Here is a 20578-nt window from a genome sequence, read left to right as displayed (position 1 = left end):
CCTGTAGGAGCGAGCTTGCTCGCGAAGAACGTCAACGATAACGAGGGCATCCTGAATGAACGAGGGGCTCTCGGGTTTTTCGCGAGCAAGCTCGCTCCTACAGTTATTTGGACCGGCGCAGCACTAACCACAACGCCCCCGCGATCAACACTCCGCCATACAGATGAGCCATGGACAACGGCTCATCCAACAGCAATGCGCCCCACAACACGCCGAACGGCGGGATCATAAAGGTCACAGTCATCGATTTGACCGGGCCAATGGATGACAGCAGGCGAAAGTACAGGATGTAGGCAAACGCCGTACACACCAGCCCCAACCCCAGCAGCGACGACCACACCTGCCAGCCGCCCCAGCTCGCCGGTGGATGGCTGATGGCGCTGTAGGCAAACAACGGCAACAGGAACAACGTCGCCCCTAGCATGCTGCCCAGGGCCGAGAGACGGCTGTCCAACCCGCCGCGCTGGTCCAGCCAACGCCGCGCCAGGAAACCGGCAAAGCCATAGCAGGTGGTTGCCAGCAGGCACGCCAGGGCGCCCATCAATAATTCCAGATCAAAGGCCACCGGCCCCGCACGTGTGAGCACGGCAACGCCAAACAGCCCCAAGGCTACACCTGCGATTTTCGACGGTGTCAGGCGTTCGCTGAAAAACAATCCGCCAATCAGCACGCCCATCAGCGGCGTGGTGGCGTTGAAAATCGCCGAATAACCCGCCGGCAGTACCTGCGCCGCCACTGAATACATCGTCGCCGGAATCCCGGAGTTGATCACCCCCAGCAGCAAAACGGTCTTGAACTTGCCCTGGAAATCCCAGCTCACGCGCATCATCGCCAGGATCACCAATAAACCCGCAGCGGCAATCGACACGCGGAAAAACGCGGTGGGCACCGTGCCGATTTCCGGCGCGATCATGCGCATGAACAGGAAACTCGCGCCCCAGATGGCAGCCAGCCCCAGCAGATACAGGGTGTCAACAGGTCTCACGGAAAACTCCTACGCCAATCGGGCGCAGAAGTGTTGCCCAGCGGGCAGGTCGGCACAATGGCTAATTGCAGTCAGTTCGCCCCCGTGCAAAATCATTCTTCTCCTGCCTCGGTTCACTGGCTAAGCTCTGGGCTTCCAGATACCCGTTCGAGGTTTCCCGCATGTCGCAGTCCGCCCTCGCTATCGCCCGGATGATCCTCGACGGTTTCGACGATTATCGTGAGCACTTCCGCCAGATCACCGATGGTGCCCGTGAGCGCTTCGAGAAGGCCCAGTGGCAGCTGGGGCAGGCCGCGTCGGCGGCGCGCATCAACCTCTATGAAGAGAAAGTCGCTGAGGTGACGACCCACCTGCGCGCCAGTTTTGACGCGGCAACGTTGCAGGACATCGGCCAGTGGCCCTTGGTAAAAAGCGCCTATATCGGCTTGATCGACCTGCGCTTTGACGATGAGCTGTCCGAGACCTGGTACAACTCGATCTTCTGCGGCCTGTTCAGCCATGACCTGATAAGCGACGGCTGCATGTTCATCCACACCACCCGGCCGAGCCTGCGCCGGGCGCGGGCGGCGCAAACCCGTATCTACACGCCGGCCGGCAAAATAGCGGACATGCTCGCGCAGGTGTTCTCTGACTACAGCTTCAGCGAGCCCTACGCCGACCTGCCCGCCGACTTGCGCCGCCTCGAAGCCCAGTTGCGGGAAAACCTGCCGGATTGGGTGTGCAAGGACCCAGACCTCAAGGTCGAGTTGTTTTCCTCGGTGCTGTACCGCAACAAAGGCGCCTACCTTGTGGGGCGCATCTACACCCGCGACGAACAATGGCCGCTGGTGATTCCGCTGCTGCACCGCGAAGGGCGTGGCATCCAGATCGACGCGTTGATCACCGACGAAGCCGATGTGTCGATCATCTTCTCGTTCACCCGTTCCTATTTCATGGTCGACGTGCCCGTGCCAGCGGAATTCATCGGCTTTCTCAAGCGCATCCTGCCGGGCAAGCACATTGCCGAGCTGTACACCTCCATCGGTTTCTACAAGCACGGCAAATCCGAGTTCTACCGCGCGCTGATCAACCATCTGGCCACCACCGATGACCAGTTCATCATGGCCCCCGGCGTGCGCGGCATGGTCATGAGCGTGTTCACGCTGCCGGGTTTCAATACGGTGTTCAAGATCATCAAGGACCGCTTCTCACCGTCAAAAAACGTCAACCGCGCCACGGTGATCGAAAAGTACCGCCTGGTGAAAAGCGTCGACCGGGTAGGGCGCATGGCCGACACCCAGGAGTTCGCCGACTTCCGCTTCCCCTTGAGCAAGTTCGAGCCCGAGTGCCTGGCCGAGTTGCTGGAAGTCGCCGCCGGTACTGTCGAAGTGGAGGGCGACACCGTGCTTATCCGCCACTGCTGGACCGAGCGACGCATGACCCCGCTCAACCTTTACCTCGACAACGCCAACCCCGCCCAGGTGCGCGAAGCATTGGAGGATTACGGCCTGGCGATCAAGCAACTGGCGGCGGCGAATATCTTCCCCGGCGACATGCTGCTGAAAAACTTCGGCGTCACCCGCCACGGCCGCGTGGTGTTCTACGACTACGACGAAATCTGCTTTCTCACCGAAGCCAACTTCCGCCATATCCCCGCGCCGCGCACCCCCGAGGATGAAATGGCCTCCGAGCCCTGGTACTCCATCGGCCCGCTGGACGTGTTCCCCGAAGAGTTCCCGCCGTTCCTGTTTGCCGACGCCGGGCAACGCCGGTTGTTCGATGAGCTGCATGGCGAGTTATACAACGCTGACTACTGGAAAGGCCTGCAGGACGCGATTCGTGCCGGCAAGGTGATCGACGTATTCCCTTATAAGAGGAAAGAGCAGCCATAAGCTGCAAGTGGCAAGTGAAAGCGAATCTGCTCTTACTTACCGCTTGAAGCTTGCCGCTCGCAGCTGCTTTTCTGCGACAATCGGCCCCCTGCATAAATAGACGACCCAAACGCACCTGATGACAGACCAAGCACCCACCCTCGACCAACTGCTCAAAACCCTCGATCACGCCATGCTCGCCGACCGCCACCGCTTGCGGCGCCAGTTGCTTGAGCTGCGCAAGAAGCCCGACGAGGACAAAATGGCGCAGTGGGTGGCGCGCATGCAGGCATCCTGCGCCCAGGTCACGGCGCGGCGCGCCAGCCTGCCGGTGATTCGCTATGACGACAGCCTGCCGATTGCTGCCAAGCGCGATGAGATCAAGGCCGCGCTCAATAAGCACCAGGTGCTGATCATCGCCGGTGAGACCGGCTCGGGTAAAACCACGCAGTTGCCGAAAATCTGCCTGGAAATCGGCCGCGGCCAGTTCGGCCTGATCGGCCATACCCAGCCGCGTCGGATCGCCGCGCGCAGTGTCGCCAGCCGCGTCGCTGAAGAACTGGCCACGCCACTGGGCGCGTTGGTCGGTTATCAAGTGCGCTTCGAAGACCAGAGTGACTCCAACACCCTGATCAAGCTGATGACCGACGGCATCCTGCTGGCCGAAACCCAGAACGACCGCTACCTCGAGCGCTACGACACGATCATCGTCGACGAAGCCCACGAACGCAGCCTGAACATCGACTTCTTGCTCGGCTACCTCAAGACCCTGTTGCCGCGTCGCCCCGACCTGAAAGTCATCATCACCTCGGCCACCATCGACCTGGAGCGCTTTTCCAAGCACTTTGACGATGCGCCGATTGTCGAGGTGTCGGGCCGTACCTTCCCGGTGGACACTTGGTACCGCCCGCTCACCCTGGAACAGGACGAGGAGGGCAACCGCGTCGAGGACGACCTGACTGTCGACCAGGCGATCCTCGCCACCCTCGATGAAATCGCCGCCTATGAGCGCAGCGAACGCCGCAGCCCAGGCGACGTGTTGGTGTTTTTACCCGGCGAGCGCGAGATTCGTGACGCGGCCGACATGCTGCGCAAGGCCCAGCTCAAGCACACCGAGATTTTGCCGTTGTACGCACGGCTGTCGCCGGCTGAGCAGCAGCGCATTTTCCAGTCCCACCCGGGCCGGCGCGTGGTACTGGCGACCAACGTCGCGGAAACCTCGCTGACCGTGCCGGGCATTCGCTATGTGATCGACAGCGGCACGGCGCGCATCAGCCGCTACAGCTACCGCGCCAAGGTGCAGCGTTTGCCCATCGAGGCAATTTCCCAGGCCAGCGCCAACCAGCGTAAAGGCCGTTGCGGCCGGGTTGAACCTGGCATTTGCGTACGCCTGTACAGCGAAGAAGATTTTATCGGGCGCCCGGAATTTACCGACCCGGAGATCCTGCGTACCAACCTCGCGGCCGTGATCCTGCAGATGCTGCACCTGCGCCTGGGCGAGATCACCGATTTCCCGTTTATCGAACCGCCGGATGGCAAGGCCATCAGCGACGGTTTCAACCTGCTGCAAGAACTCTCGGCAGTCGACCGCAACAGCCAGCTCACATCCTTGGGCCGCCAGCTCGCCCGCTTGCCGGTGGACCCGCGCATGGGGCGCATGTTGCTGGAGGCGGCCAAGCTCGGCAGTTTGCAGGAAGTGTTGATCGTCGCCAGTGCCATGTCGATCCAGGACCCGCGCGAGCGGCCGCCAGAGCGTCAACAAGCGGCCGACCAGGCCCACGCACAGTGGAAAGACCCGGATTCGGACTTCGCCGGGCTGGTCAACCTGTGGCGCGGTTTCGAGGAGCAGCGCCAGGAACTGACCGCCAGCCCGTTGCGCAACTGGTGCCGCAAAAACTTCCTCAACTACTTGCGCCTGCGCGAGTGGCGCGACTCCCATCGTCAATTGAGCCTGATCTGCCGCGACATGCAGCTGAGCCTCAACAAAGAGCCCGCCGACTATCCAAAGCTGCATAAAGCCGTGTTGTCCGGTCTGCTCAGCCAGATCGGCCAGAAGACCGAAGACGGCGATTACCTCGGAGCGCGCCAGCGACGTTTCTGGATTCACCCGTCTTCGGGTATCGGCAAGAAGCGCCCGCAATGGCTGATGACCGCCGAACTGGTGGAAACCACCAAGCTCTATGCACGCATGGTGGCGAAAATCGACGCGGATTGGATTGAACCGCTGGCCGGGCACCTGATCAAGAAAAACCACTTCGAACCCCATTGGGAGAAGAAGCGCGGCCAGGTGGTGGCCTTTGAGCAGATCACCCTGTTCGGGCTGATCGTGGTCGGGCGCCGGCCGGTGCATTACGGGCCGATTGACCCGGTGGTGTCCCGAGAGTTGTTTATTCGTGAAGGCCTGGTGCGCGGCGAGATTCAGTCCCGGGCCAAATGCCTGACGGCCAACCAGAAGCTGCTGGAGCAACTCGACGAGCTGGAAGCCAAGGCTCGCCGCCGCGACATCCTGGCCGACGAAGAAACCCTGTACGCGTTCTACGATGCACGCCTGCCCGCAGAGATTCACCAGACCGCCACTTTTGACAGTTGGTACAAGGTCAACAGCCAGAAAGACCCGCAACTGCTGATCATGCGCGAAGAAGACGTACTGGCCCGCGAGGCCAGTGAAGTCACCGCCGCGCATTACCCGGACACCTTGCACCTGGGCGACCTGGCCCTGGCCTTGAGTTACCACTTCGAACCCAACCATCCCCGTGACGGCGTGACCCTGCGGGTGCCGGCGCCGTTGTTGCCGGCGCTGCCAGCCGAGCGCCTGGAGTGGCTGGTGCCGGGGTTGATCGAGGCCAAGTGCATCGCCCTGGTGCGTAACTTGCCCAAGGCGTTGCGCAAAAACTTCGTGCCGGTGCCGGACTTCGTCAAGGCCGCGCTGCAACGCATCGAATTCGGCCAGGGCTCGTTGCCCCAGGCGCTGGGGCGTGAATTGCTGCGCATGACCGGTGCGCGGGTCAGCGATGAGGCGTGGGCCGAAGCGGCGCAACAGGTGGAAAACCACCTGAAGATGAACCTGGAAGTGGTCGACGGCCAGGGCAAGTTCCTCGGCGAAGGCCGCGACTTGGCTGAGCTGACCGCACGGTTCGCCGAAGCCAGCCAGGCCGCCTTGGCCGTGCCGCAAACCGCGAAAAGCCAGCAGCCGGTAGAGGCCAAGGTGTTTGCGGCGGTGGCGGAAAAAACCCAGCAGAACATCGCCGGTCTATCGATGACGGTGTACCCGGCCCTGGTGGAAGAGAACGGCACGGTCAAGGAGGGGCGCTTCTCTACCGCTGCCGAAGCCGAGTTCCAGCACCGTCGCGCCTTGCAGCGCCTGCTGATGCAGCAATTGGCGGAACCGGCGAAATTCCTGCGCGGCAAATTGCCGGGCTTGACCGAGTTGGGCTTGATGTACCGCGAACTGGGGCGCATTGACGCGCTGGTGGAAGACATCTTGCTGGCCAGCCTCGATACCTGCGTACTCGAAGGCGAAGACAGCCTGCCACGCGATGGCGCTGGCCTGGCGGCCTTGGCTGAGCGCAAGCGCGGCAGTTGGACTGAGCACGCCGAACGTCTGGCGCGCCTGACCCTGGAGGTGCTGAAGCTCTGGCACGGCCTGCAAAAACGCTTCAAAGGCAAGATCGACCTCGCCCAGGCCGTGGCCTTGAACGATATCAAGCAGCAACTGAGCAACCTGGTGTACCCAGGTTTTGTGCGGGAAACCCCGGCCCAGTGGTTCAAGGAACTGCCGCGTTTCCTCAAGGCCATCGAGCTGCGCCTGGAAAAACTGCCGAGCCAGGTGCAAAAGGACCGGGTGTGGAGCAGCGAATTGGGCAGTTTGTGGGCGCAGTACCAGAACCGCCTGAACAAACACACCCAGGAAGGCAAGCGCGACCCGCAGTTGGAGCTGTACCGCTGGTGGCTGGAGGAATACCGGGTGTCGCTGTTTGCCCAGCAGTTGGGCACCAAGGTACCGATTTCCGATAAACGCCTGAGCAAGCAATGGAGCCAGGTAGAGCCCTGAATCACCTGTAGGAGCGAGCTTGCTCGCGAAAAACCTCAACGATAACGCGGGTATCCTGAATGAACGCGTTGCCTGTGGGTTCTTCGCGAGCAAGCTCGCTCCTACAGGCATCAGGGCAAGCCCCACCCCACAATGGGATGTTTGTTTGGCCTATAGCGCCAAATCCGCAGGGTTGTGGCAAACTTCGCGGTTACAAGATTGAATAAAAGCATTGCCAGTTTGATGCCCGCTGGATGACATCAAACCACTTTAAGTTTGGTACGACGGTACCAATATCTTCTGCCTGACAGATTTAGAGGAACGACCGTGCATAACGTCGTCATCAGCGGCACTGGCCTGTACACCCCGGCCAACAGCATTTCCAACGAAGAGCTGGTGCAGTCTTTCAATGCCTACGTACAACAGTTCAACGCCGACAACGCCGCCGCTATCGAACGTGGCGATGTGCAGGCGCTGACCGAGTCGAGCGCGGCGTTCATTGAAAAGGCATCCGGCATCAAGAGCCGTTTTGTGATGGACAAGGACGGCATCCTTGATCCACAGCGCATGGCTCCACGCCTGCCCGAGCGCAGCAACGATGAATGGTCGGTGCTTTGCCAGATGGCCATCGGTGCCGCCGAACAAGCCTTGCAGCGCGCCGGCAAGACCGCCGCCGACATCGACGGCGTCATCGTCGCCTGCTCCAACCTGCAACGCGCCTACCCGGCGATCGCCATCGAAGTCCAGGAAGCCTTGGGTATCCAGGGCTTCGGTTTCGACATGAACGTGGCGTGTTCCTCGGCCACTTTCGGCATCCAGAACGCGGCCAACAGCATCCAGTTGGGCCAGGCCCGGGCGATCCTGATGGTCAACCCGGAAGTCTGCACGGGCCACCTGAACTTTCGTGACCGTGACAGCCATTTCATCTTCGGCGATGCCGCCACGGCGGTGATCCTGGAGCGTGCTGACCTAGCGACGTCCGAACATCAGTTTGACGTGGTGAGCACCAAGCTACTCACCAAGTTCTCCAACAACATCCGCAACAATTTCGGATTTCTCAACCGCACGGCGGAAGAGGGCATCGGCGCCCCCGACAAGCTATTCGTGCAGGAAGGCCGCAAGGTATTCCGTGATGTTTGCCCGATGGTGGCCGAATTGATCGGCGAGCACCTGGCAGAAAACCAGTTGAGTGTCACCGATGTGAAGCGTTTCTGGCTGCACCAGGCCAACCTGAGCATGAACCACCTGATCGTGAAGAAACTGCTGGGGCGCGACGCGTCGGTGGAAGAAGCGCCGGTGATCCTCGATACTTACGCCAATACCAGCTCGGCCGGCTCGGTGATTGCGTTCCACACTTATCAAGATGACCTGCCCCAGGGGGCGGTTGCGGTACTCAGCTCCTTTGGCGCCGGGTATTCGATTGGCAGTGTGATCCTGCGCAAACGCTGAGTGTGTGGCCGGACGCGGTCAACTGTGGGAGCTGGCTTGCCTGCGAAGGCATCGGCTCGGTGTGCCTGATTCACCGAGTTGTCTGGATCGCAGGCAAGCCAGCTCCCACATTGACCGTATTTCCACGGCAAGATTGAGGTAAACGATGGCAGCAGCGGACGACGCGCACCTGCTTGAACGCCTGCTCAAGGGTGAGCAGCGGGCTTATAAGGATTTGGTCAACACCTACCAGAGCGCAATGCGGGCAGTGGCCTATGCCATCGTCGGCCAGCGCCACGCCGATGAGGTGGTGCAAGATGCCTGGCTATCGGTGGTGCGCAACCTGGCCAAGTTCGAGGGGCGATCAAGCCTCAAGACGTGGTTATTGACCATTACTGCCAACTCCGCAAAGAGTCGTTACAAACAAAATCGTCGGGAAGTCCTGCTCGACGATTTGCCCTCACCCCACGGCACTATCGGTGATGACCGCTTCAGCCCGGATGATGGCCATTGGGCTGTCGCCCCGTATGCCTGGCACCAGGACACCCCGGAAGCGCTGCTGACCGAAGATGAATTGCGCAAATGCCTGGAGCATACGATTCTGAGCTTGTCCGAATTGCAGAGCAGTGTGCTGGTGTTGCGTGAGCGCCAGGGCCTGGAGCTGGAAGAGATCTGTAATCTTCTCACCCTTTCACTCTCCAACGTCCGTGTGCTGTTGCATCGAGCACGGCTTAAAGTCTTCGCCACGGTGGAGCATTTTGAGGAAACGGGCGAATGTTGACCTGTAAAGAGCAAGTAGCGCGTTCCAGTGACTATCTCGATGGGCAATTGACCTTTCGCGAGCGTCTGATGGTGCGTCATCACTTGATGTTCTGCCCGAACTGCCGGCGCTTTATCCGTCAGATGCGCCTGATGCAGGCGACGCTCAAGCGTATGCCGCAGGAGCCGGTGGAGGGTGTGGATGCGCTGGCCGAACAACTGGCCGCCGAGCGGCGTAAAGACATCATGTAGGAGCGAGCTTGCTCGCGAAGAACCCACAGGCAACGCGATTATCCAGGATACCCGCGTTATCGTTGACGTTCTTCGCGAGCAAGCTCGCTCCTACATGTTAGGCATTAGAACTTGGCTTCAGCATCCAGCTGCAAGGTGTTGGTATCGGCATCCCGCTGGGTCCGGCTGGCGAAGTCAGCCTTGGTCAGGAAGTAGGTGGCGCCGATGGCGAAGTTCTTGTCGATGTCGTAGCTGACTTTCATCTTGTGACCGCGCGAGCCGGTGGTGCCGTTGGCGAAGTCCGAATCGGTGAAGGCGCCTACGACGGCATTACGTTGAACGTCGCGGTAGTTGTAGTCCAGGTTCAAACCGAACACCTTGGACTTGGCACCCAGCAACCAGGCGGTGTCCTGGTCGGTCACCGCATCGTTGTTTTTCACGTACTGGCCGTAGAACGACAGCGGCACAGCCAGGCCGCCGATGTCTGCTTGTGCAAAGCCTTCGTACAAGCGGAATTCGTTGTTGGCCGAGTTGCCGTTGACTGCCAGTGCGCAAGGCGTGGTGGTGGTTGTGCAACGGCTGTCTTCGTCATTCTTGTAGGCGTAGATGCTGCCGCCCAAGGTCATTTTCAGGTTGTCGGTGACCGAAAAACGCGTACCCAACTGGCCGGACGTCAGGCGCAGGTCATGGCGAAATTGCACGCCGTCCCCGTCCACGTTGTCCTTGAGGTTGTAGTTACCCAGGCTGCCGAACAGCTCAGCGCTGCTACCCAGTGGGTATTTGTAGGTGACGGCCAGGCCTTCGGGGTTGATGTCGCTATCCCAGATCACGTCGCCCATGTTCACCCACGGCTGCAGCATCTTGCCGCCGATCACGTGCAGGTTCTTGATCTGGTCCGGGTGGTAGTCGATGTAGCCGAGGTCCAGCCAGATCGACTTCTTATCGAAGTAGCCGTCCTGGTCCTGGTTGGTGGAACGCGCATCGTCGCCGCCGCCGGTGGCGATACGGATACCGGTGTCCACTTGCGGGTTGATTTCGGTGTAGGCGCCCAGGCGCGCACGGATACGTTGACGGTCCTTGTCACGCCCACCGTTGTTGGGCTCGCCGTCGATCTTGATGGTTTCCTGGCGGAAGCGCACGTCACCCTTGAACTGGGTCTTGGCTGCCCAAGCCAATTTCTGGTCGAAGCTGCTCAGCTCGTTGGTTTTTTTCGCAGTGGCCGCGATCTGCTCGTTAGTCTCTTGTTGAGCCTGGCGTGCGATCTGCTGTTCTTTCTGATCCCTGGCCAGCTCCATTTGCAGTTCGGTGTACTGCGCCGCGGTGATCTGGCCGTTGGCCTTGAGCATGTCGAGCAATTTAGCGTCGACTGCAGCGCTGGCCGGAACGCTCAGTGCCAGCAACAGGCCGCCACACAGGACCGCCGCAGTTTTAGTGGAAGCAAGACGCATATCAATCTCCGAAAGTGAGGAGGGAGGGCAACACCCTCCAGGACACAACCGACCCATGACGGGCGGAAAAAATGTCGCCCGGTAGACCCGGACGCTCTAAAAACTGGCGTCAGTATCGCGACCGTTTATGACGGAGTAGTGGCTAAGTGATTTCATCTAGATGACAAATCGTTACGCGACGGAACTAAGAGTTTTGAGGTCTGTCCGCGTGTTTTGAGGATGTGCGCGCGGCTGTGATCAGCGATACTCGCCAGGTTTTCATGCCAAGAAACAATGAGGATGCCGATGCCGCTGCAACGCCTGGACAGCCTGTCCGATATCGCTGCGCACACGTGGGATGCCCTGATGCCAACGGCCCAGCCGTTTATGCAGCATGGGTTTCTGAGTGCGCTGGAAGACAGCGCCAGCGTCGGCCCGCATTCGGGCTGGCAGACGGAGCATTTGCTGCACTGGGACGGCGACCGGCTGATGGCGGCATTGCCGGGTTATCGCAAATGGCATTCTTATGGCGAGTACGTGTTCGATCACGGCTGGGCCGACGCCTGCGAGCGCGCTGGCATCGATTACTACCCCAAGTTGCTGACGGCCGTGCCGTTCAGCCCGGTCGGTGGGCCGCGGGTATTGGCTGCCAGTGCCGCAGACGCTTTTGAGTTGCTTAATAGCCTGCCGGGGTATCTGGAGATCGAGGGCTTGTCGAGCGCCCATATCAACTTTACCGATGCCCTCGCCGATGAAGCCATGGCCCAACACCCCGGCTGGTTGCAACGCCTGGGGTGTCAGTTTCATTGGCAGAACCGAGGCTACCGCGACTTCCAGGATTTCCTCGACGCCCTGAGTTCACGCAAGCGCAAACAGATGCGTAAAGAGCGTGAACAGGTGGCAGGGCAGGGTATCGAATTCGAGTGGTTGCAAGGCCATGAGCTGAGCGAAGCCCAGTGGGATTTTGTCTACGCCTGCTACGCCAATACCTACGCGGTGCGCCGGCAATCACCCTACCTGACCCGCGCGTTTTTCAGCCTGCTGGCTGAGCGCATGCCCGCAGCCATCCGCGTAGTCTTGGCCAAACAAGGCACGCGCCCGGTGGCCATGGCCTTCAGCCTGCTTGGTGGCGACAGCTTCTATGGCCGCTACTGGGGTTGCCTGGCGGAATTCGACCGCCTGCATTTCGAAACCTGCTTCTACCAGGGTATGGACTACGCCATCGCCCACGGCCTGCAACGCTTCGATGCCGGTGCCCAGGGGGAGCACAAATTGATTCGCGGGTTTGAACCGGTGATTACGCGCTCATGGCACTATTTGCGCCACCCGGGGTTGAAGAACGCTGTGGAGGATTTTCTTGAGCGAGAACGGGTGGGGGTTCTGGCGTATGCCGAAGAGGCGAGGGCGGCTTTGCCTTATCGGCACTCTGACGGAACGTAAAACACCTTGTAGGAGCGAGCTTGCTCGCGAAGAACGTACAGGCGACGCGGGTTCACAGCTGTAAGCACTACGTCATCGTTGGCGTTTTTCGCGAGCAAGCTCGCTCCTACAGGGATTGGGTCAAGCTGTTTTTTCTGCACCCAACCATCGGTAGGTGATGCCGCCAACCACCGCGCCGAGGATCGGCGCGAGCCAGAACAGCCACAACTGCTGCAGCGCCCAGCCGCCGACAATCAACGCAGGCCCCGTGCTACGGGCCGGGTTGACCGAGGTGTTGGTCACCGGGATGGAGATCAGGTGGATCAGCGTCAGCCCCAGGCCAATGGCGATGGGCGCGAAGCCTGCCGGGGCTCGACGGTCGGTGGCGCCAAGGATGATCAGCACGAACATCGCCGTCATCACCAGCTCACAGACAAAGCCTGCCGCCATGGAATAACCACCGGGTGAATGCTCGCCGTAACCATTGCTTGCCAGCCCGGAGGCCAGTTCGAACCCGGGTTTGCCGCTGGCGATGAAGTACAGCAGTGCGGCGGCGATGGCGCCTCCGATCACTTGCGACACGATGTAGGCTGGCAACTCCTTGGCCGGGAACCTGCCGCCGACCACCAGCCCCACCGAGACGGCCGGGTTAAGGTGGCAGCCGCTGATATGCCCGATGGCAAACGCCATGGTCAGTACCGTGAGCCCGAAAGCCAGTGACACACCGAGCAGGCCGATGCCTACATTGGGGAACGCTGCGGCCAACACCGCACTCCCGCAGCCACCCAACACCAGCCAAAACGTACCCAGTCCTTCCGTTACGGAACGTTTGAACAGTGACATGAACACTTCCTTAGATTGCTATATCTGATTAACGGTCTGTGTGGCTTCCCTGCCGCCTTAAATCAGGGCCCTCCTGGGGCCTGATTGCAGTACAGCAGGATTGTGCCGCAAGACCAGTCAGATAGAGAAAGCTGTCAGAATTGTTCGGAATTGAGCGGGGCTTTACCCAGCAAAATCAGTCTATACCGACAAAGCCCCCGGTCTGATGCTGCCATAACCGCGAATAAAGCCCGCCGTATGCCAGCAACTCGGAATGGCTGCCGCTCTCGGCAATCTGGCCTTTTTCCAGCACCACCAGGCGGTCCATGCGTGCGATGGTCGACAACCGGTGCGCAATCGCAATCACCGTCTTGCCCTGCATCAGGGTTTCCAGGCTCTCCTGGATCGCCGCTTCCACTTCCGAGTCCAGCGCAGAGGTGGCTTCGTCCATGATCAGGATCGGCGCGTCCTTGAGCAGCACGCGGGCGATAGCGATACGCTGACGTTGCCCGCCGGAGAGTTTCACCCCGCGCTCACCCACATGGGCATCCAGCCCGGTGCGGCCCTCGGAGTCCGACAGCAGCGGGATGAACTCATCGGCGCGGGCCTTGTGCACCGCCGCCCAGAGTTCTTCGTCAGTTGCGTCGGGCTTGCCATACAGCAGGTTGTCGCGGATCGAGCGGTGCAGCAACGAGGTGTCTTGGGTGATCATGCCGATCTGCGCGCGCAGGCTTTCCTGGGCCACTTCGGCGATGTCCTGGCCGTCGATGAGGATGCGCCCGCCCTGCAGGTCGTAAAGGCGCAGCAGCAGGTTGACCAGCGTCGACTTGCCCGCGCCGGATGGGCCGATCAAGCCGATCTTTTCCCCGGCCTTGATCTCAAGGTTAAGGCCGCCAATGATTCCGCTCTTCTTGCCGTAGTGGAAGTCCACCTGCTCGAAGCGCACCTGGCCGTGGGGCACGGTCAGGCGCGGCGCGTTTTCACGATCGACCACGGCCAGTGGCTGGGCGATGGTCTTCAGGCCGTCCTGCACGATGCCGATGTTTTCGAAGATGCCGTTGACCACCCACATGATCCACCCAGACATGTTGACGATGCGGATCACCAGGCCGGTGGCCAGGGCAATTGCGCCCACGGAAATCAGCGACTGCGTCCACAGCCACAGGGCCAGGCCAGTGGTGGTGACGATCAGCAGGCCGTTCAAAATACAGATTACGGTGTCCATGCTGGTGAGCACGCGGGCGGCCAGTTGGGTTTTTTCGGTCTGCTCGATGATCGCTTGCTTGGCGTATTCCTGTTCATTCTGCGTATGGGCGAACAGCTTCAAGGTGGTGATGTTGGTATAGCCGTCGACAATCCGGCCCATCAACTTGGAGCGCGCCTCCGAGGAGACCACCGAGCGTTCTTTCACGCGAGGTACGAAGTAACGCAGGGCCAGGCTGTAGCAAACGATCCAGGTGATCAGCGGGATCATCAGCCGCCAGTCGGCCTCGGCAAACAACACCAGGGCACTGATGGCATAGATCGACACGTGCCAGATAGCCTCCGCGGTCGCCACCGCCGAGTCACGCAAGGAGTTGCCGGTTTGCATGATCCGCTGGGCGATGCGCCCGGCGAAATCGTTCTGGAAGAAATTCAGGCTCTGCTTGAGCACGTAGCTGTGGTTCTGCCAGCGAATCAGGCTGGTCATCCCAGGGTTGATGGTCTGGTGCACCAGCAAGTCATGCAGGCCGTTGAAGAGCGGGCGCAACAACAGGGCGACCACGGCCATCCAGATCAGCTCGGCGCTGTGGATCTGGAAGAAGTTCGCCGGCGGCGTGCCCTGGGCCAGGTCGATGATGCGGCTCAAGTAGCTGAACAACGCCACTTCGATCAGGGCGCCCACCAGCCCCACTACCAAGAGCGCGGCGAAGCACGGCCACACCTGGCGCAGGTAATAGAGATAGAAGGGCAGGACTTTTTCGGGAGGTGCCGCGCTGGGGGCGTCGCGGAAAATATCGATCAGCTGTTCAAAACGACGATAGAGCATTAGGTTTGACGCCCGCCGGGCGGGCTCTCCTTTCAAAGGTGCACGGTGCCGTGCGGGCACCGCGCAAAGCTGCCTGCAGACCTCAGTCGATGCGCTTGGCCGACTTGATGATCACAGGATCGATAGGCACGTTCTGCATGCCTTGCTTGGTGGTGGTCTGGGAGTTGACGATGATGTCGACCACGTCCATGCCCTTGACCACTTTGGCGAACACGGCATAACCGGCATCGCGGCCCGGGTCGAGGAAGGCATTGTCAGCCACGTTGATGAAGAATTGGCTGGTGGCCGAATCCGGGTTCGAGGTGCGGGCCATCGACAGCGTGCCGCGTACGTTGTGCAGGCCGTTGCTGGCTTCGTTCTTGATCGGTGCTTCGGTCGGCTTTTGCGACATTTGCTGGGTGAACCCGCCGCCCTGGACCATGAAGCCCGGGATCACGCGGTGAAAGATCGTGTTGGTGTAGAAGCCTTTGTCGACATAGGCCAGGAAGTTCTTGGTGCTGATCGGCGCCTTGACCGGGTCCAGTTCGATTTCAATCTGGCCGTTGGTGGTGTCGAGCAACACGTGTGGCGCCTTGGCCGGCTCAGCCGCCATCAGGTTGGCAGCGAACAAGGCGGAACCGGCAAAGAAGGCGATTTTTTTCAGCATGGGTCAGTGATCCTGGGTAGTGGTTTCGACGGTCTTTAGAAAGTCGAGCAAGGTCGCGTTAAAGACCTCGGGTTGATCCAAGGGCGTGGCATGGCGGGAATCTTCGATGACCACCAGTCGCGCATCGGGCAGCAGTTTTACATAGATTTCTTTCTGCGCCACGGGGGTGTAGTCATGGTCGGCGCTGATGACCAGGGTTGGACAGGTAATTCTCGACAGTTGTTCCTGTACGCCCCAGCCCACAATGGCGTCGAAGCTGGCGAGATAAGCACGTTTGTCGTTTCTTGCCCAGCGTTCGGCCATCTTGCGGCGCAGGTCGGCCTGCTCAGGTTTGGGGAACAGCCGATCGCCCAGGGCCTTGCCGATGGTGCCCAGGCTGAGCACGCGGGCCAGGGTCCAGCGTTTGGCCCACTGCCAATAGTCATCGGTACTGCGCACCTTGACCTCAGGCGCGCTGTTGACGATGCACAGGCTCTTGACCCGCAGGGGTTCATCCACCGCCAGTTGGAAGGCGATCATGCCGCCCATGGATAAACCCACCACGTGGGCCGCTGGCAGGTCGAGGTGTTCGATCAGCGCGATCAGGTCGAAGGTAAACCCCTTGATGCTGTAGCGCTCCCGGGGTTTGTCCGAGCGACCATGGCCGCGCACGTCAACCACGATCAGGCGGTAGTGCCGGGCGAGTACCGGTATTTGCAGTTCCCAATCCTGGCTGCTGGAGCCCAGGCCGTGGATCAGGATCAGCGGGTTGCCATGGCCATATTCTTCGTAATGCAGGCTGTAGCCTTCATGGTCGAACCAGGCCATGGATGAACTCCGTTTCAGGCTTGTTGAGGGGCGGCAAAGGGCGCGTCCAGGGGAGCGGTGTCAAAGGTGCGCAGCAATTCCACAAGGATCTGCGTGGCGGGCCCCAGGGGTTTGTCTTTGTTGGAGTACAGGTAAAAGGTCGGGTTGCGACTGCCGCCTTTTTCCAGGGGCAACTGCTTGAGCACGCCTTCCTTGAGTTCGCGCTCGATCATGTGCCTGGGCAGCCAGGCAAAGCCCAGGCCGCTGCCGACGAAGGTGGCCGCGGTAGCCAGGCTGCCGACGGTCCAGCGCTGTTCGGCGCCGAGCCAGCCGACGTCGCGCGGTTGCTGGCGGCCGGAGTCGCGGATCACCACCTGCATCTGGCTCTCCAGGTCATGGAAACTCAGCTCACGGTTGAGGCGATGCAGCGAGTGATCGGGGTGGGCCACGGCGACAAACTCCACATCGCTCATTTCCGTGCCCAGGTAGCCGGGGATGATAAACCCGCAAATGGCCAGGTCCGCCATGCCGTCGAGCAGCAATTCTTCGACGCCGGACAGCACTTCTTCGCGCAGGCGCACCCGGCAGCCCCGGCTTTGCGGCATAAAGGCGGTTAACGCGCGAACCAGACGGGCGCTGGGGTAGGCGGCATCCACCACCAGGCGCACTTCGGCTTCCCAGCCCTGTTCCATATGGTGGGCGAGGTCTTCCAGCTGGCTGGCGTTTTTCACCAACTGGCGGGAGCGACGCAGCAGCACTTCACCGGCCTCGGTCAGCACCGCTTTGCGCCCGTCAATGCGCAGCAGCGGGACGCCAAGTTGGTCCTGCATGCGCGCCACGGTGTAGCTCACCGAAGATTGCGAACGGTGCAGTGCTTCGGCGGCTTGGGCAAAGCCACCATGGTCGACCACGGCTTGCAAGGTGCGCCATTGATCGAGGGTAACGCGGGGCGCTTTCAAGATGAGCTCCTCTTGTCCTAAGCTGACAGTCCTTATTGGAGACTGCCGAATGAGAAAATTGTGTTGTGTGTTGCTGGCGCTGCTGCCGATGAGCGCGTTTGCGTACCCCATCGACGTGACAAAAAAGATCAACGGCGTAAGCATTGATTACACCGCGTCCGACGTGGACGCAGACATCAGTTCGATTCAGCTAAGCAACTACGGCACCCGGGATGCTGTGTGTTCGGTAATCTTCACCAATGGCCCGGAATCGCCACGCCGCCGCACCGTGACCGTGCCAGCCGGCAAAAGCACCAACACCACGGTCAAGTTCAACCGGTCCATCATCAAGATGCGTATTGCCTTGGACTGCGCGCCAAAATAATGCAACAGCGGAGCATGCCCACAGGAATACTCCGCTTATAAACAAATTTGTAGATGGGTTATAGCAGTTTTTTGCGCTTTTTTATCGAATGGGCCCTGGTTAACCTTCTCTTCATCGACTTACAGCAATTACCGATGGAGCCTACGAAGCCATGTCCAATGTTCTGATCATCGAAAGCAGTGCGCGCCAGCAGGATTCGATTTCCCGCCAGCTCACCCAACAGTTCATCGGCCAATGGCAAGTCGCCCATCCGGCAGACCGCATCACCGTGCGCGACGTTGCGCTCAATCCGGTACCCCACCTGGATGCCAACCTGCTGGGTGGCTGGATGAAGCCGGCGGAGCAGCGTAACGACGACGAACAGGTGTCCCTGGACCGCTCCAACGAGCTGACTGACGAATTGCTGGCCGCCGACGTGTTGGTGATGGCCGCGCCGATGTACAACTTCGCCATCCCCAGCACCCTCAAAGCCTGGCTGGATCACGTGTTGCGGGCCGGTGTGACCTTCAAGTACACCGCCACCGGGCCCCAGGGTTTGTTGACCGGCAAGCGCGCCATCGTGCTCACCGCGCGCGGTGGTATCCACACCGGCGCCACCTCGGACCACCAGGAACCGTACCTGCGCCAGGTCATGGCATTTATCGGCATTCATGACGTTACCTTCATTCACGCCGAAGGCGTCAACCTGGGCGGCGACTTCCAGGAGAAGGGTGTCAACCACGCCAAGGCACTGCTGGCCCAGGTGGCCTGAGGCGTTAATCGTCAGATAATCCCGTGCTGCTTATATAGCCCCACGCAAACCCTTCAAGTACGCGTATCGAACCTCCCTTTGCACTTTTTGCTCCTGAGTGCTCCTGCCCGACTGCCGCTTTAGCGAGGTCGGGTTTTTTTTGCGCCGAGTTTCTTCAACCCCCAAAAAGCTTTAATGTCGCGCCCATTCGAAACGAGGCGCGCATGGGCTATCTACTGGTTGTCACCCTGATTCAGGCATTTTCCTTCAGCTTGATCGGCGAATACCTCGCCGGTCACGTCGACAGCTACTTTGCCGTGCTGGTGCGCGTGGTGCTGGCCGGGCTGATCTTTATTCCGTTGACGCGCTGGCGCTCGGTGGAGCCCGCGTTCATGCGCGGCATGTTGGTGATCGGCGCATTGCAGTTTGGCGTGACCTACGTCTGCCTGTACCTGAGCTTTCGTGTGCTCACGGTGCCGGAAGTGCTGCTGTTCACTATCCTCACACCGTTGCATGTGACCCTGATCGAGGACGCACTTAATCGTCGTTTCAATCCCTGGGCACTGGTGGCGGCCCTGGTGGCGGTGGGGGGGGCGGCGGTGATTCGTTTCGATCAGATCACCCCGCACTTCCTGATGGGGTTCTTGCTGCTGCAATTGGCCAACTTCACCTACGCCGCCGGGCAAGTCATGTACAAGCATCTGGTGGCGCGTTACCCCAGTGATCAGCCGCACTTCCGGCGTTTCGGTTATTTCTATCTGGGCGCCTTATTGGTGGTGTTGCCGGCGTTCCTGCTGTTCGGCAAGGCTGACTTCCTGCCGCAAGCGCCGCTGCAATGGGGTGTGCTGGTGTTCCTCGGGTTGGTCAGCACCGCGCTGGGCATGTACTGGTGGAACAAGGGCGCCTGCCTGGTCAATGGCGGCACCCTGGCGGTGATGAACAACTTGCATGTGCCGGTGGGGTTGCTGCTCAACCTGCTGATCTGGAACCAGCACGAGCCGCTGGGCCGTTTGGCCCTGGGCGGCCTGGTGATTCTGGGGGCAGTGTGGATCAGCCGGCTGGGTGTGCGCCGGGCGGTGCCGTCCCCATCGTGATCACCACTTTGCCTTTGGCGCGGCCTTGTTCAACGTAGTCCAGGGCCGCAGCTGTGGATTCGAAAGGGAAGGTACGGTCGATGACCGGCCGGATAATCCCCGACTCGACCAGCGTGGTGATTTCATCCAATTGCGCGCCACTGGCGCGCATGAACACAAACTCATAACTCACGCCTTGCTTGCGCGCCCTCCTGCGGATACCGCTGCTCAACACGCCCATGACCAGCCCCATTACCCAGGGCAGGTTCTGTGCACGGGCGAAGGCGGGCGTCGGCGGCCCGGAGATGGAGATGAGCTGACCACCAGGCTTGAGTATCTTCAGTGACTTGGCCAGCGCCTCCGCGCCCAGGCTGTTCAGCACCACATCGTAATCTCGCAGCACGGCCTCGAAGGCTTGCTGTTTGTAGTCGATCACCACATCCGCACCCAACGCCTTGACCCACTCCACATTGACGGTGCTGGTGGTGGTCGCGACAAAAGCGCCCAAATGCTTGGCCAGTTGGATGGCGATACTGCCCACCCCGCCTGAGCCCGCATGAATGAAAACCTTCTGGCCTTTCTTCAGTTTCGCGGTTTCCACCAGCACCTGCCACGCCGTCAGCGCGACCAGGGGCAGGGACGCGGCTTGCTCCATGGTGATGTTGTCGGGTTTGCGCGCCAGTTCGTCTTCGTGCACGGCAATCAACTCGGCGAAGGTGCCGATGCGCTGCTGAGGCGGGCGGGCGTAGACTTCGTCCCCCGGCTTGAAGCGTCGTACCGCCGCGCCGACGCTGAGCACCACGCCGGCCAGGTCATTGCCCAGGGTCAACGGCAACGCATAGGGCAAGATCAGTTTGAATTCGCCTTTGGCGATCTTTGCATCCAGCACATTGACGCTGCTGGCCCGCACCTGAACCAGCACGTCGTGCTCACCCACGACAGGCGCGGGGGCCTCGATGAGGCGGCCGGGCTGTTTGCCGTACCGTTCGATGGAAAATGCCTTCATGGTTCAACGCTCGTTGCTTGGCTGAGAAGGGCAG

General features: G+C 60.5%; 17 protein-coding genes. 9 read left to right on the top strand and 8 right to left on the bottom strand.

Features of this window, described 5'->3' with window-relative positions:
- Positions 1-103 precede the first annotated feature (103 nt).
- A complete protein-coding gene (locus HU731_RS07815) occupies positions 104-985 on the bottom strand; it encodes a DMT family transporter (RefSeq protein WP_186606954.1) in 882 nt (293 codons plus the stop codon).
- Positions 986-1146: 161 nt separating this feature from the next.
- Between HU731_RS07815 and aceK the strand changes: the two genes are divergently transcribed.
- From aceK to HU731_RS07790, 5 genes are all read left to right on the top strand, one after another.
- On the top strand, positions 1147-2856 hold the full coding sequence (aceK, locus tag HU731_RS07810; RefSeq protein WP_186606955.1) for a bifunctional isocitrate dehydrogenase kinase/phosphatase: 1710 nt from the start codon (positions 1147-1149) through the stop codon (positions 2854-2856).
- 118 nt (positions 2857-2974) lie between these two features.
- Entirely contained in the window at positions 2975-6886 is a 3912-nt protein-coding gene (gene hrpA, locus HU731_RS07805; protein ID WP_186606956.1) for an ATP-dependent RNA helicase HrpA, read from the top strand.
- Between the two features lie 306 nt (positions 6887-7192).
- A complete protein-coding gene (locus HU731_RS07800) occupies positions 7193-8314 on the top strand; it encodes a beta-ketoacyl-ACP synthase III (protein WP_186606957.1) in 1122 nt (373 codons plus the stop codon).
- Positions 8315-8459: 145 nt separating this feature from the next.
- Positions 8460-9074, top strand: coding sequence for an RNA polymerase sigma factor (locus tag HU731_RS07795; protein WP_014719433.1), 615 nt, complete (start codon positions 8460-8462; stop codon positions 9072-9074).
- Positions 9068-9304 carry an anti-sigma factor family protein gene (locus HU731_RS07790; RefSeq protein WP_003193137.1) on the top strand — a complete coding sequence of 79 codons (237 nt, stop codon included), beginning with the start codon at positions 9068-9070 and terminating at the stop codon, positions 9302-9304. The genes HU731_RS07795 and HU731_RS07790 overlap by 7 nt, the downstream gene beginning before the upstream one ends.
- Before the next feature lie 104 nt (positions 9305-9408).
- Here the strand turns inward: HU731_RS07790 and HU731_RS07785 are convergent, their stop codons facing one another.
- Positions 9409-10731: a putative porin gene (locus HU731_RS07785; RefSeq protein ID WP_003193136.1), complete on the bottom strand. Its 1323-nt coding sequence runs from the start codon at positions 10729-10731 to the stop codon at positions 9409-9411.
- A gap of 285 nt (positions 10732-11016) precedes the next feature.
- Between HU731_RS07785 and HU731_RS07780 the strand changes: the two genes are divergently transcribed.
- Positions 11017-12150: a GNAT family N-acetyltransferase gene (locus HU731_RS07780; protein ID WP_186606958.1), complete on the top strand. Its 1134-nt coding sequence runs from the start codon at positions 11017-11019 to the stop codon at positions 12148-12150.
- 120 nt (positions 12151-12270) lie between these two features.
- Here HU731_RS07780 and aqpZ read toward each other — a convergent pair whose 3' ends face one another.
- The 5 genes from aqpZ to HU731_RS07755 form a co-directional block, all read right to left on the bottom strand.
- Positions 12271-12972 (bottom strand): aquaporin Z, encoded by a 702-nt coding sequence (aqpZ, locus tag HU731_RS07775; RefSeq protein WP_186606959.1) that lies wholly within the window; start codon positions 12970-12972, stop codon positions 12271-12273.
- A gap of 175 nt (positions 12973-13147) precedes the next feature.
- Positions 13148-14980 carry an ABC transporter ATP-binding protein gene (locus HU731_RS07770; protein WP_003193125.1) on the bottom strand — a complete coding sequence of 611 codons (1833 nt, stop codon included), beginning with the start codon at positions 14978-14980 and terminating at the stop codon, positions 13148-13150.
- 82 nt (positions 14981-15062) lie between these two features.
- Positions 15063-15626 carry a peptidylprolyl isomerase A gene (locus tag HU731_RS07765; protein ID WP_017527526.1) on the bottom strand — a complete coding sequence of 188 codons (564 nt, stop codon included), beginning with the start codon at positions 15624-15626 and terminating at the stop codon, positions 15063-15065.
- A 3-nt stretch (positions 15627-15629) separates the two neighbouring features.
- Positions 15630-16433, bottom strand: a complete 804-nt coding sequence (locus tag HU731_RS07760) for an alpha/beta fold hydrolase (protein WP_186606960.1) — start codon at positions 16431-16433, stop codon at positions 15630-15632.
- 14 nt (positions 16434-16447) lie between these two features.
- Positions 16448-17371, bottom strand: a complete 924-nt coding sequence (locus HU731_RS07755) for a PA3225 family LysR-type transcriptional regulator (protein WP_003193120.1) — start codon at positions 17369-17371, stop codon at positions 16448-16450.
- Positions 17372-17420: 49 nt separating this feature from the next.
- Between HU731_RS07755 and HU731_RS07750 the strand changes: the two genes are divergently transcribed.
- The 3 genes from HU731_RS07750 to HU731_RS07740 all read left to right on the top strand — a co-directional run bounded on the left by HU731_RS07750 (position 17421) and on the right by HU731_RS07740 (position 19559).
- A complete protein-coding gene (locus tag HU731_RS07750; RefSeq protein WP_186606961.1) occupies positions 17421-17735 on the top strand; it encodes a 3-phosphoglycerate kinase in 315 nt (104 codons plus the stop codon).
- 151 nt (positions 17736-17886) lie between these two features.
- Complete coding sequence (locus tag HU731_RS07745; RefSeq protein ID WP_186606962.1) at positions 17887-18486, top strand: FMN-dependent NADH-azoreductase; 600 nt, start codon at positions 17887-17889, stop codon at positions 18484-18486.
- Between the two features lie 203 nt (positions 18487-18689).
- A complete protein-coding gene (locus HU731_RS07740) occupies positions 18690-19559 on the top strand; it encodes a carboxylate/amino acid/amine transporter (RefSeq protein WP_034136149.1) in 870 nt (289 codons plus the stop codon).
- Here the strand turns inward: HU731_RS07740 and HU731_RS07735 are convergent.
- Positions 19516-20544, bottom strand: coding sequence for an NADP-dependent oxidoreductase (locus tag HU731_RS07735; protein ID WP_186606963.1), 1029 nt, complete (start codon positions 20542-20544; stop codon positions 19516-19518). The two genes, HU731_RS07740 and HU731_RS07735, sit on opposite strands and share 44 nt — an antisense overlap.
- Between the last annotated feature and the right edge of the window lie 34 nt (positions 20545-20578).

This window comes from Pseudomonas salmasensis (assembly GCF_014268375.2).
GTDB lineage: Bacteria > Pseudomonadota > Gammaproteobacteria > Pseudomonadales > Pseudomonadaceae > Aquipseudomonas > Aquipseudomonas salmasensis.
Note: the sequence above shows the minus strand (reverse complement) of the source record. Positions and strands in the feature narration are given on the sequence as shown.

What these genes read in the sequence shown, in the direction of transcription:
- HU731_RS07750 (WP_186606961.1), top strand. Translation starts at nt 17,421, where the DNA reads ATGAGAAAATTGTGTTGTGTGTTGCTGGCGCTGCTGCCGATGAGCGCG.
- HU731_RS07745 (WP_186606962.1), top strand. Translation starts at nt 17,887, where the DNA reads ATGTCCAATGTTCTGATCATCGAAAGCAGTGCGCGCCAGCAGGATTCG.
- HU731_RS07795 (WP_014719433.1), top strand. Translation starts at nt 8,460, where the DNA reads ATGGCAGCAGCGGACGACGCGCACCTGCTTGAACGCCTGCTCAAGGGT.
- aceK (WP_186606955.1), top strand. Translation starts at nt 1,147, where the DNA reads ATGTCGCAGTCCGCCCTCGCTATCGCCCGGATGATCCTCGACGGTTTC.
- hrpA (WP_186606956.1), top strand. Translation starts at nt 2,975, where the DNA reads ATGACAGACCAAGCACCCACCCTCGACCAACTGCTCAAAACCCTCGAT.
- HU731_RS07770 (WP_003193125.1), bottom strand. Translation starts at nt 14,980, where the DNA reads ATGCTCTATCGTCGTTTTGAACAGCTGATCGATATTTTCCGCGACGCC.
- aqpZ (WP_186606959.1), bottom strand. Translation starts at nt 12,972, where the DNA reads ATGTCACTGTTCAAACGTTCCGTAACGGAAGGACTGGGTACGTTTTGG.
- HU731_RS07780 (WP_186606958.1), top strand. Translation starts at nt 11,017, where the DNA reads ATGCCGCTGCAACGCCTGGACAGCCTGTCCGATATCGCTGCGCACACG.
- HU731_RS07735 (WP_186606963.1), bottom strand. Translation starts at nt 20,544, where the DNA reads ATGAAGGCATTTTCCATCGAACGGTACGGCAAACAGCCCGGCCGCCTC.
- HU731_RS07760 (WP_186606960.1), bottom strand. Translation starts at nt 16,433, where the DNA reads ATGGCCTGGTTCGACCATGAAGGCTACAGCCTGCATTACGAAGAATAT.
- HU731_RS07740 (WP_034136149.1), top strand. Translation starts at nt 18,690, where the DNA reads ATGGGCTATCTACTGGTTGTCACCCTGATTCAGGCATTTTCCTTCAGC.
- HU731_RS07790 (WP_003193137.1), top strand. Translation starts at nt 9,068, where the DNA reads ATGTTGACCTGTAAAGAGCAAGTAGCGCGTTCCAGTGACTATCTCGAT.
- HU731_RS07765 (WP_017527526.1), bottom strand. Translation starts at nt 15,626, where the DNA reads ATGCTGAAAAAAATCGCCTTCTTTGCCGGTTCCGCCTTGTTCGCTGCC.
- HU731_RS07785 (WP_003193136.1), bottom strand. Translation starts at nt 10,731, where the DNA reads ATGCGTCTTGCTTCCACTAAAACTGCGGCGGTCCTGTGTGGCGGCCTG.